At 64.9% G+C, this 11,401-nt stretch carries 13 protein-coding genes; 7 read left to right on the top strand and 6 right to left on the bottom strand.

Features of this window, described 5'->3' with window-relative positions; all coding sequences use genetic code 11:
- The coding region (locus tag ACVOLI_RS19140; RefSeq protein WP_481615588.1) for a hypothetical protein at positions 1 to 216 on the bottom strand (216 nt) is incomplete at its 3' end.
- Positions 217 to 221: 5 nt separating this feature from the next.
- Positions 222 to 1,064: a peptide chain release factor N(5)-glutamine methyltransferase gene (gene prmC, locus ACVOLI_RS19135; RefSeq protein WP_481615587.1), complete on the bottom strand. Its 843-nt coding sequence runs from the start codon at positions 1,062 to 1,064 to the stop codon at positions 222 to 224.
- Positions 1,065 to 1,364: 300 nt separating this feature from the next.
- Here prmC and ahpC point away from each other — a divergent pair, with 300 nt between their 5' ends.
- The 5 genes from ahpC (at position 1,365) to ACVOLI_RS19110 (ending at position 6,540) form a co-directional block, all read left to right on the top strand.
- Entirely contained in the window at positions 1,365 to 1,928 is a 564-nt protein-coding gene (ahpC, locus tag ACVOLI_RS19130) for an alkyl hydroperoxide reductase subunit C (protein ID WP_282267071.1), read from the top strand.
- 224 nt (positions 1,929 to 2,152) lie between these two features.
- A complete protein-coding gene (gene ahpF, locus ACVOLI_RS19125) occupies positions 2,153 to 3,745 on the top strand; it encodes an alkyl hydroperoxide reductase subunit F (RefSeq protein WP_481615586.1) in 1,593 nt (530 codons plus the stop codon).
- A gap of 153 nt (positions 3,746 to 3,898) precedes the next feature.
- Entirely contained in the window at positions 3,899 to 4,831 is a 933-nt protein-coding gene (locus ACVOLI_RS19120) for a LysR substrate-binding domain-containing protein (protein ID WP_481615585.1), read from the top strand.
- A gap of 283 nt (positions 4,832 to 5,114) precedes the next feature.
- Positions 5,115 to 5,540, top strand: coding sequence for a nucleoside diphosphate kinase regulator (rnk, locus tag ACVOLI_RS19115; protein WP_481615584.1), 426 nt, complete (start codon positions 5,115 to 5,117; stop codon positions 5,538 to 5,540).
- 31 nt (positions 5,541 to 5,571) lie between these two features.
- Positions 5,572 to 6,540 (top strand): transaldolase, encoded by a 969-nt coding sequence (locus tag ACVOLI_RS19110; protein ID WP_481615583.1) that lies wholly within the window; start codon positions 5,572 to 5,574, stop codon positions 6,538 to 6,540.
- A 159-nt stretch (positions 6,541 to 6,699) separates the two neighbouring features.
- Here ACVOLI_RS19110 and ACVOLI_RS19105 read toward each other — a convergent pair whose 3' ends face one another.
- The 4 genes from ACVOLI_RS19105 to ACVOLI_RS19090 are packed head-to-tail and all read right to left on the bottom strand — an operon-like array spanning position 6,700 to position 8,841.
- Positions 6,700 to 7,209, bottom strand: coding sequence for a flavodoxin family protein (locus ACVOLI_RS19105; protein ID WP_481615582.1), 510 nt, complete (start codon positions 7,207 to 7,209; stop codon positions 6,700 to 6,702).
- Positions 7,210 to 7,212: 3 nt separating this feature from the next.
- Positions 7,213 to 7,863 (bottom strand): peptide-methionine (S)-S-oxide reductase MsrA, encoded by a 651-nt coding sequence (gene msrA, locus ACVOLI_RS19100; protein WP_481615589.1) that lies wholly within the window; start codon positions 7,861 to 7,863, stop codon positions 7,213 to 7,215.
- 30 nt (positions 7,864 to 7,893) lie between these two features.
- Positions 7,894 to 8,160 carry a putative signal transducing protein gene (locus ACVOLI_RS19095; RefSeq protein ID WP_282272434.1) on the bottom strand — a complete coding sequence of 89 codons (267 nt, stop codon included), beginning with the start codon at positions 8,158 to 8,160 and terminating at the stop codon, positions 7,894 to 7,896.
- Between the two features lie 12 nt (positions 8,161 to 8,172).
- Positions 8,173 to 8,841 carry a glutathione S-transferase family protein gene (locus ACVOLI_RS19090; RefSeq protein WP_481615581.1) on the bottom strand — a complete coding sequence of 223 codons (669 nt, stop codon included), beginning with the start codon at positions 8,839 to 8,841 and terminating at the stop codon, positions 8,173 to 8,175.
- 103 nt (positions 8,842 to 8,944) lie between these two features.
- Here ACVOLI_RS19090 and ACVOLI_RS19085 point away from each other — a divergent pair, with 103 nt between their 5' ends.
- Complete coding sequence (locus tag ACVOLI_RS19085; RefSeq protein ID WP_296247126.1) at positions 8,945 to 10,720, top strand: glutamine--tRNA ligase/YqeY domain fusion protein; 1,776 nt, start codon at positions 8,945 to 8,947, stop codon at positions 10,718 to 10,720.
- Between the two features lie 96 nt (positions 10,721 to 10,816).
- Positions 10,817 to 11,233 carry a hypothetical protein gene (locus ACVOLI_RS19080; protein ID WP_481615580.1) on the top strand — a complete coding sequence of 139 codons (417 nt, stop codon included), beginning with the start codon at positions 10,817 to 10,819 and terminating at the stop codon, positions 11,231 to 11,233.
- The last annotated feature ends 168 nt before the right edge of the window (positions 11,234 to 11,401 follow it).

Below are 11,401 nucleotides of genomic sequence, written 5' to 3'. Positions count from 1 at the left end.
GGTCTTTGCTTTTGCTTCTGCATTTGATTTGGGAGCAAGAGCCAGAGCCCAGAGCCCAGAGCCAGAGCCAGAGCGATTCCCGCCTTCGCGGGAATGACGAGCCAAAGCAGAAGCGAGAGCCGACAACGGCAGCAACGGCGAGAGCAGGAGCAGGAGCAAGAGCAAGAGCAGCAGCAACAGAAACAGCAACAACAGCAGCGACAGCAGCGACAGCAACAACCTCAACCAGGCCAACGACCCAGAGTCACCCGATCACGCTGCTCCAGGTCCTGCACCGTCTGCGCCTCCGCAAACCCGGCTTGTTCCAGCAGCGCGCGGATCGCCTCGCCCTGATCCCAGCCGTGCTCCAGCAGCAACCAACCACCGGGCACCAGATGCTCATGCGCGCCGGCAATGATCTCGCGGATCGCATCCAGACCATCCGGACCCGAGGCCAGGGCCGGCGGCGGCTCGAAACGCAGGTCCCCCTGCACCAGATGTGGATCACCTGCGGCGATATACGGCGGGTTGCTGACGATCATGTCGAAGCGATCCGCACCCAGCGCCGTATACCAATGCCCACGCCGGAACCACACATTTTCCAGACCGTGCGCCTGTGCGTTCTTCACCGCCATCGCCAGGGTCGGGCCCAGCACATCGGTCGCCATCACCGTGGCCAAAGGCCGCTCGCTGGCGATCGACAAGGCGACCGCGCCACTGCCGGTGCCCATGTCGGCCACCCGCACCATGTCGTCGGCCGGCAACCGTGCCAGCGCCTGCTCGACCAGCAGCTCGGTTTCCGGACGCGGAATGAGGGTCGCCGTGTTGACCTGCAGGTCCAGGGTCCAGAAGCCGCGACGGCCGGTCAGATAGGCCAGCGGATGGCCCTCGGCACGGCGCGCCAGCAGCACCTCGAAGCGCTCCACCGCGTCGGCATCCACCTCGTCGGTGGCATGTGAGAACAACCAGGCCCGCTCCACGCCCAGCACGTGGATCAGCAACTGCTCGGCCTCATGGCGGGCATCTTCACCCGGCAGGCGTGCAGCGGCCTCCCGCAACAGCTCGGCAACCTTCAACGTGGACACTGCATTACCTCTTCGCGGGTTCGTTCAGGAGGGCGAGGATAGTCAGCGCACCCGTCCCTGCCTACCGCCATGATCCTTGCCTTGGGATTAATCCTGTCTATGCCACGCCGTTCAGCTTGGCCCCGGATGGCTTGGAAAGCCCGCAAAGCACCCGATATCAGGCCTTGAGGCAGTTCCGGAGCATCAATTGATAGACTTTATCTATTGATACGATGCATCCAATTCATTTGTTTTATTAGTTTCTGCCTATTAGTCTTTGCTCCAACGATTCACCCCGCCCTACACCCAAGAGGAAACTTCATGTCCCTTATCAACACCCAGGTCCAGCCGTTCAAGGTCAATGCGTTCCACAACGGCAAGTTCATTGAAGTCACCGACGAATCGCTGAAGGGCAAGTGGTCGGTCCTGATCTTCATGCCGGCAGCCTTCACCTTCAACTGCCCGACCGAGATCGAAGACGCCGCTGACAACTATGCCGAGTTCCAGAAGGCCGGTGCCGAGGTCTACATCGTGACCACCGATACCCACTTCTCGCACAAGGTGTGGCACGAAACCTCACCGGCCGTGGGCAAGGCCAAGTTCCCGCTGGTCGGCGACCCGACCCACCAGCTGACCAACGCCTTCGGCGTGCACATTGCGGAAGAAGGCCTGGCCCTGCGTGGCACCTTCGTGATCAACCCGGAAGGCGTGATCAAGACCTCGGAAATCCACTCCAACGAGATCGCCCGTGACGTGTCCGAAACCCTGCGCAAGCTGAAGGCTGCCCAGTTCACCGCCGCACACCCGAACGAAGTGTGCCCGGCCAAGTGGAAGGAGGGCGAAAAGACCCTGACCCCGTCGCTGGACCTGGTCGGCAAGATCTAAGTCCCAGTCAGCCGGTGGTGATGAACCAGATACAAGGTTCATCGTCATGGCACTCCCACCCCGCCCTCGCGGCGGGCGTGGGGGTGAACCGCAGCGTGTTGATGCCAGCCAGCACCACGCCCGCACGCCACGCAGCCCGCTGCGGTTCACCCCTACTTTTTACTGGCGCCCCGCTTCATGCAGGGGCGTCACTCCCCCGCTTTGCCTCAACGAAGGAGTTGACCGTGCTCGACGACAGCCTCAAGACCCAGCTGCAGCAGTACATGGGCCTGCTGCGCCAGCCACTGCGCCTGATCGCCTCGCTCGACGACAGCAGCGCCAGCCAGGACATGCGCGGCCTGCTTGACGATATCGTCGCGGCCGGCGGCGGCAAGATCACGCTGGACACATCCGGCGACGATGCGCGCAAGCCTTCCTTCATGATCGTCCGCGAAGGCCAGAACCACGGCGTGCGTTTCGCCGGCCTTCCGCTGGGCCACGAATTCGAATCGCTGGTGCTCGCCCTGCTGTGGACCGGCGGCCATCCGCCGAAGGTCGCGCAGGACGTCATCGACAGCATCACCGCGATCGACGGCGAGTACAGCTTCGACGTCTACATGTCGCTGACCTGCCACAACTGCCCGGACGTGGTGCAGGCGATGGCGCTGATGGCGATCCTGAACCCGAAGATCAGCACCACGGTGATCGAGGGCGGTACGTTCCAGCAGGAAGTGGAACAGCGCCAGGTGATGGCAGTGCCGATGGTGTTCCAGGGTGGCGAGATGTTCGACTCCGGCCGCATGAGCCTGGAGCAGATCGTCGCCAAGCTCGACACCGGCGCGGTTGCCCGCGAGGCCGAGAAGATCAAGGCCAAGGATGCATTCGACGTGCTGGTGGTGGGCGGTGGCCCGGCCGGTGCGGCGGCGGCGATCTATGCCGCACGCAAGGGCATCCGCACCGGTGTGGCTGCCGAGCGTTTCGGCGGCCAGGTGCTGGACACCATGGCGATCGAGAACTTCATCTCGGTGCAGCACACTGAAGGCCCGAAGCTGGCCGCTGCGCTGGAAGCCCACGTACGTGAGTACGAGGTGGACATCATGAACCTGCAGCGCGCGGCCAAGCTGGTGCCGGCCGGTGCCGATGGGCTGGTCGAGGTGCAGTTGGAGAACGGTGCTTCGCTGAAGTCCAAGACGGTGATCCTGTCCACCGGCGCCCGCTGGCGGCAGATGAACGTGCCGGGCGAGGACGAGTACCGCAACAAGGGCGTGGCCTACTGCCCGCACTGTGACGGTCCGTTGTTCAAGGGCAAGCGCGTGGCGGTGATCGGCGGCGGCAACTCCGGCGTGGAAGCAGCCATCGATCTGGCCGGCATCGTCAGCCACGTCACCGTGTTCGAGTTCGACAGCAAGCTGCGTGCCGACCAGGTGCTGCAGGCCAAGCTCAACAGCCTGCCCAACGTGAAGGTGGTGCTCAACGCACAGACCACCGAAGTGCTGGGCGACGGCCAGAAGGTCAACGGCCTGGTCTATACCGACCGCGTCGGCGGCGATTCGCACCGGGTCGAGCTGGAAGGCATCTTCGTGCAGATCGGCCTGCTGCCGAACACCGAGTGGCTGCGTGGCACGGTGGAGCTCAGCGGTCGCGGCGAGATCATCATCGATGATCGCGGCCAGACCAATGTGCCGGGCGTGTTTGCGGCCGGCGACTGCACCACGGTGCCGTACAAGCAGATCATCATCGCGATGGGCGCCGGCTCGACCGCCGCACTCAGTGCCTTCGATCATCTGATCCGTACGCCGGTACTGCAGCCTGCAGCGGTAGAGGCAGCAACCGCCTGATGCTCAAAGCCCCTCTCCCACCGGGAGAGGGGTTGGGGTGAGGGTAAGGGTGAAACCCATTGCTCCCACGAAATCCGTGGACTTCGCCAACCCTCATCCGCCCCTTCGGGGCACCTTCTCCCGAAGGGAGAAGGTGATAGCCGGGAGCCCGACATGAACCTTCGTGACCTGAAATACCTGGTGGCGCTGGCCGAGCACAAACACTTCGGCCGTGCCGCTGCGGCCAGCTTCGTCAGCCAGCCCACCCTGTCCACCCAGATCAAGAAGCTGGAAGAAGAGCTGGGCGTGCCGCTGGTGGAGCGCGCGCCGCGCAAGGTGATGCTGACCCCGGCCGGCCGCGAGGCCGCCGCGCGGGCGCGCAGCATCGTGGCCGAAGTGGAACAGATGAAGGAAGCCGCACGCCGCGCCCGTGACCCGGAAGCCGGCACCGTGCGTTTGGGAATCTTCCCGACCCTCGGCCCGTATCTGCTGCCGCACGTGGTACCTGCAATCCGCCAGCGCTTCCCGCAGCTGGAGATGCTGCTGGTCGAGGAAAAGAGCGATGTGTTGCTGGCGCAGCTGCGCAACGGCCAGCTCGATGCCGCACTACTGGCCCTGCCAATCGCCGACGAGCAGTTGCACACCGAATTCCTGTTCGAGGAACCCTTCGTGCTGGCCGCACCGGAAGGCCATCCGCTGACCAACCATCCCTCGCTGACGCTGGATGACCTGTCCGACCAGCGCCTGCTGCTGCTGCAGGACGGCCATTGCCTGCGCGATCAGGCGCTGGATGTCTGCCATATGGCCGGCGCGCTTGAGAAATCCGAGTTCCAGGCCACCAGCCTGGAAACCCTGCGGCAGATGGTGGCGGCGAATGTGGGTGTCACCCTGCTGCCGATGCTGGCGGTGAAGCCGCCGGTGGCGCGTTCGGAGAACGTGCGGTTGATCCCGTTTGCGGGCAATCCGCAACCGAACCGCAGGATCGGCATGGTCTGGCGCCGCAGCTCGGCGATGGGCGCGTTCCTGGAGCAGTTCTCGCAGTTGTTCAAACAGCTGCCGGCGGGATTGTTGGAGGCGCCGGCTGAACCGGCGCGGGTTCAAGCTTAAAGGCTTACCCCTCCCTGGCCCTCCCCTACGCTGCGTGCAAGGGAGGGGGCAAGGCTTGACTCCCTCCCTTGCGCCGCAGGCGGAGGGGAGGGCTGGGGAGGGGGTGCTCTCCGCAGCCCCCCAAAACCTGAATACCACCCTCCTCCACATTGCATCCGGGCCGCACCGGCCCCATGATCTTCACAGGGCCGCCGACGGCCCGCTTCACCAGCACAATCGAAATCCGGGCGGCGCCGACAAAGCGTCGCCTTTTGCTTGCTCTTCAATCAGATAAGGAATTCCCATGACCAGCCAAAGCGGTCTGCCACCATCCATCGTTGTTTCCACCCGTGACATGGCCCGCCTTGAGGCCCTGCTGGACTCCCCGGCGCTGAGCCGGCACCCGGCCGCTGTTGCCCTTGCGCAGGAACTTGAGCGCGCGCAGGTGCTGCCGCCGGAAGAAATCCCCGAAGGCATCGTCACCATGCACTCCCGTGTGGACTGCGAAGACGAACTGCACAACGAAAAACATTCCCTGACCCTGGTCTATCCGCACGAAGCGGACTTCGACAAGGGCCGCGTGTCCGTGCTGGCACCGGTCGGCAGCGCCCTGCTGGGCTTGTCGGTTGGCCAGACCATCGACTGGACCGCACCGGGCGGCCGCAAGCTGCGCCTGCGCGTCACCGCCGTTCACTACCAGCCCGAAGCGGCTGGCGATTTCCACCGCTGAGCGCACTGCGCCGCACCTGCAACAGGAAACCATGATGTCCCAGGCCCCCTCCAAGCTCGCCCAGCTGCGCGAACTGTCCGTCGTCGTCGCCGATACCGGTGATTACGATGCCATCAAGCGCCTGCGTCCGGTCGACTGCACCACCAACCCGACGCTGGTGAAGAAAGCCCTCGACCTGCCGGTCTATGCCGGCCTGATCGAGCGCGAGCTGCAGTGGGGCCGCGCCCAATCCGGTGACAAGCAGGCCATCGCCAATGCCGTGGTTGATCGTTTGACGGTCGGCGTCGGCACCATGCTGGCCGAATTGGTGCCGGGCCGCGTGTCCACCGAGGTGGATGCCGACCAGGCGCATAACACCGAGGCCACGATTGCCAAGGCACGCGAGTTCATCGCCATGTACGAAGCGGCCGGCGTGCCGCGCAGCAAGGTGCTGATCAAGATCGCCGCGACCTGGGCCGGCGTGCAGGCCGCGCGCGTGCTGCAGGCCGAAGGCATCGACTGCAACCTTACCCTGATCTTCAACCCGACCCAGGCCCTGGCCTGCTCGGAAGCCGGATCCTTCCTGATCTCGCCGTTTGTTGGCCGCATCCTCGATTGGTACGTGGCCAACGGCCAGGCCCCGGCCAACATCGACGAAGACCCGGGCGTGGTGTTCGTGCGTGGTGTGTTTGCCGAGTTCAAGCGTCGCGGTTCCAACACAGTGGTGATGGGTGCCTCGTTCCGTTCGACCGCGCAGATTGAAGCGCTGGCTGGCTGTGATCGCCTGACGATCTCGCCGGACCTGCTGGAGAAGCTGGATGCTGACTTCGGTGCGCTGCCGCGCAAGCTGGTGGCTGGTGCTGCCGAAGCGGTGAACGTCGCTGCGATTGATGAAGCGAAGTTCGATGCGGACATGGCGGCCGATCCGATGGCTACCGAGAAGTTGGCTACCGGTATTGAGGCGTTTGCGAAGGATCTGCAGACTTTGCGTCAGCGGATTTTGGATGAGTTGGGCGGCTGACAGCCAAAGCAAAACCTGGCCACTCCCTTCTCCCACCGGGAGAAGTTGGCCGAAGGCCGGATGAGGGTAAGTGCGAAGCCTGGCAATATCAGCCCACAAGAGGCTTCGCCCCTTACCCTCACCCCAACCCCTCTCCCACAGGGAGAGGGGCTTTAAAAACTAGAACACGCCGAGCTCCAGCCCTGCTGCGAGCAGTGCGCCCAGCTCGCGGCCTCGCGCCAACTGCGATTCGGGCAGCTTCTTCCCAGCAACAATCGCCTCCGCCGTCTGTGCCTGCGTACACACCAGCACCGGCTCTGCGACTTCTTTCAAACGCAAACCCAACGCCACCCTGCGCAACTGCGCAATCGTCGGCTGACCATCCGAGCCTGCACACACCAGCAGTGCATACGGCTTGCCCTCGCAGCGCCCCAACAGCGGGTAATAGCTGCGATCAAAGAAATCCTTCATCGCCCCGCACATCGAGGCCAATGTCTCCGGCGTGGCGAACACCACCGCATCGGCGGCAAGCACATCGTCTGCACCCGCATCTGCAGCGCGCAAGGCAATCACCTGCACCGCGTCACCGGTACTCTCGCGTGCCCCCTGCAGCAACGCGTCAACCATCGCCGCAGTAGCGCCGGTGAAGCTGTGCCACACCACCAATAAACGGCGCGGTGTGGCACTCATGGTTCAGACATCCAGACCAATCGGGCAGCTCACGCCAGTGCCGCCGATGCCGCAATAGCCATTCGGATTCTTCGCCAGATACTGCTGGTGGTAATCCTCGGCGTAATAGAACGGCGGTGCCGGAAACAGGATCTCGGTGGTGATCTCGCCGAAACCAGAAGCAGTCAGCTGCTGCTGGTAGGCAGCACGGCTGGCAATCGCCGCGTCGTACTGTTCCTGCGTGTGGCAGTAGATCGCCGAGCGGTACTGGGTGCCGGTGTCATTGCCCTGGCGCATGCCCTGGGTGGGATCGTGGTTTTCCCAGAAGGTGCGCAGCACGGCTTCCAGCGTCACCTGGGCCGGGTCAAACACCACCCGCACCACTTCGGTGTGGCCGGTAAGGCCGGAACAGGCTTCTTCATACGTAGGGTTCGGGGTAACACCGCCCTGGTAGCCCACCGCCGTGGTCACCACACCCGGCAGCTGCCAGAACTTGCGCTCGGCGCCCCAGAAACAGCCCAGGCCCACGTCCAGCACCTGCAGCCCGTCAAAATCGGCCTGCAGCGGCTGGCCGTTGACGAAATGCTGGTTGTGCAGCGGCAGTGGCGTGTCCCGCCCCGGCAGTGCTTCTTCCGGACGCGGCAGGCGCTGCTTGAATGCGCCGATACCCAGTATTCCCTGGCCGATTCCCAACATGTCAGCTCCTCAGGCCGGGAGGAATCCCGGCGCTTCATCGTCATCCAAGATGGGGTCGGCGGGGCCATCGTCCAAGCCCAGCGCGGCGACGATGTCCTCGGCCTCGGGCTTGGCCGAATCCGGCACGCAGACCCGCAGCAGGCCAAACAAGGGCAGCTCGCCGCCCGCGCCCAGCAGGGACTCACCGAACACGAAGGCCGGGATGCCGGCATCCTCCAGCGCATGCTTGACCAGATGCGCATCGAACAGGTTGTTGCTCTGGTAGATCAGCTGCATGGGATTCTCCGTTCAAACCGGCTGGCGCAGGTCATCAGTGGCGGCGACGTGCTCGCTTTCCACAGCACCGGCCTGGCGCCACTCGCGCAGCGCCGGCAGCGCCAACAGTGCCTGCAGGTACTCGCCGGCAACGCCTTCCGCGACCACGCCATAGCCGTCGAAGCGTACCGCCACCGGCGCGAACATCGCATCGACGATGCCGAACTGACCAAACAGGAAGTCCCCACCCGCGCCATACTGCCGGCGCAGCTCGCTCCACAGCGCACGGATACGGTTGATGTCGGCTTGGGCAGCGGCGTCCCAGCGGTAGCCATCGGGCTGGCGGCGGCTGTTCATCGGCAGCTGGCTGCGCAATCCGGTGAAACCTGAATGCATCTCCGCTGCAGCAGCCCGGGCCACGGCGCGCTGGGCCAGGTCGGCCGGCCAGCCACGTCCGCCCAGCCAGCGCTCGTCGGCGTACTCGCAGATGGCCAGCGAATCCCAGACCTGCAGCCCGCCATCACGCAATGCCGGCACCTTGCCGGTGGGCGAATGCTGCAGCACTTCGCTGGCAAAACCCGGCGTATCCAGGACCAGCCGCACCTCGTCGAACTCCACCCCGAAATGGCGCAGCAGCAGCCATGGGCGCAGCGACCAGGACGAGTAGTTCTTGTTGCCTATCACCAGAACGGGGCGGTCCATCAGTACGAATCCATACGGTGGGATGGCCCAGCATAGCCCTGTCCCGGCAACCACAGCCCGGCTCGGCTAAACTTGCGGTTTACTTCAATACGCTGCGTCCCCCATGTCCGAGAACACGCCTGCCGCTGCCACGCCGGAAAACGCCCCCGAAAAGCGCGCCACTGATGCCTTGGCATCAGAAAAAAGGGACTTCATCCGTCAGATCGTCCGTGAGGACCTGTCCAGCGGCAAGCACACGGCCATCAAGACCCGCTTCCCGCCCGAGCCCAATGGCTACCTGCACATCGGCCATGCCAAGTCGATCTGCCTGAACTTCGGCATCGCCGGCGAGTTCGGCGGCGTCTGCAACCTGCGCTTCGACGACACCAACCCGGCCAAGGAAGACCCGGAATACGTGCAGGCCATCCAGGACGACGTGCGCTGGCTGGGCTTCGAGTGGAACGAGCTGCGCCACGCCTCGGACTACTTCGAGGCCTATTACCTGGCCGCGCAGAAGCTGATCCGCGACGGCAAGGCCTATGTCTGCGACCTGTCGGCCGAGGAAGTGCGCGCCTACCGCGGCTCGCTGACCGAGCCGGGCCGCCCCTCGCCGTACCGCGAGCGCAGCGTCGAGGAAAACCTGGACCTGTTCGCGCGCATGCGCGCCGGCGAGTTCGCCGATGGCGCCCGCACCGTGCGCGCCAAGATCGACATGGCCAGCGGCAACATCAACCTGCGCGACCCGGCGATCTACCGCATCAAGCACGTCGAGCACCAGAACACCGGCAATGCCTGGCCGATCTACCCGATGTACGACTTCGCGCATGCACTGGGCGACTCGCTGGAAGGCATCACCCACTCGCTGTGCACGCTGGAATTCGAAGACCACCGCCCGCTGTACGACTGGTGCGTGGACAACGTCGACTACGCCCACGACAACGCCTTGACCCAGCCGCTGGTCGACAAGGGCCTGCCGCGCGAAGCCGCCAAGCCGCGCCAGATCGAGTTCTCGCGCCTGAACATCAACTACACGGTGATGAGCAAGCGCAAGCTGATGGCGCTGGTCACCGAAAACCTGGTCGATGGCTGGGAAGACCCGCGCATGCCGACCCTGCAGGGCCTGCGCCGTCGTGGTTACACCCCGGCAGCGATGCGCCTGTTCGCCGAGCGTGTGGGTATTTCCAAGCAGAACTCGCTGATCGATTTCAGCGTGCTGGAAGGCGCCCTGCGCGAAGACCTGGACAGCGCCGCCGCACGCCGCATGGCGGTGATCGACCCGCTCAAGCTGGTGCTGACCAATCTGCCGGAAGGCCACGAGGAATCACTGAGCTTCAGCAACCACCCAAAGGACGAAAGCTTCGGCAGCCGCGACGTGCCGTTCTCGCGTGAGCTGTGGATCGAGCGCGAAGACTTCGCCGAAGTGCCGCCGAAGGGTTGGAAGCGTCTGGTCCCGGGCGGCGAAGTGCGCCTGCGTGGCGCCGGCATCGCCCGCGTCGATGAAGTGATCAAGAACGAGGCCGGCGAGATCGTCGAGCTGCGCGGCTGGCTGGACCCGGAATCGCGCCCGGGCATGGAAGGCGCCAACCGCAAGATCAAGGGCACCATCCACTGGGTCAGCGCCCAGCACGCGGTGGAAGCCGAAGTGCGCCTGTACGACCGCCTGTTCTCGGTGGCCAACCCGGACGATGAATCCGACGGCAAGACCTACCGCGATTACCTGAACCCGGAATCGCGCAAGGTCGTCACCGGCTACGTCGAACCGGCCGCGGCCCTGGCCGCACCGGAACAGAGCTACCAGTTCGAGCGCACCGGCTACTTCGTCGCCGACCGCCGCGACCACACCCCGGCCAAGCCGGTGTTCAACCGCAGCGTGACCCTGCGCGATACCTGGTCGGCCTGATCAGGATGGGCGGGGTTGCCGGCTGACAGCCCGGTAACCCCCTGCTCACATGGGCCGCGGCTACCATGGCCGCGTGCCCAGAACAGGATTCCACCCATGTTCCGTCTGTCACTGCTGCTCTGCCTGCTGCTCGCCGTCACCGCCTGCAGCTCACCGGCTGCCACTGCGCCGGTCACCTCGCAAACGCCCGCGCCGGTCCCGGCCGGCGAACAATCAACACCTGCCAAGCCTGCTGCCACGCCCGTCGTGGTCGACAGCAGCTGCAAGGTCGACGCCGATTGCACTGTGAAGAACGTCGGCAACTGCTGCGGCTATTACCCGGCCTGCGTCAACGTCAACAGCCCCACCGATCCGGCCGGGGTGCAGGCCAGCTGCCAGGCCAAGGGCATGATGAGTGTCTGTGGATTCGCCGAGATCCAGGGCTGTAGTTGCGTCAACGGCCAGTGCGCGTCAGCCGGCAGCAGCGATCCACTGCGCCAGCCAATTACAGAGAATCCCGCTGCGGAGCGCTGAGCAAGCGCAAGGCGCTCCGAACGTAGCCCGGGTAAGCGCAGCGCACCCGGGATCGGTGACCGATCATCTGGAAGACAACTGGATCCCCTTGTCGCGGGGGGGGGGGGGGTTACCCGGGGGCGGGGGGGGGGCCCCCCCCCGCCCCCCCCACCCCCCCCCCCGGGGGCC

This window comes from Stenotrophomonas sp. STEN029 (assembly GCF_056760015.1).
This window is presented reverse-complemented; position numbering and strand designations above follow the sequence as displayed.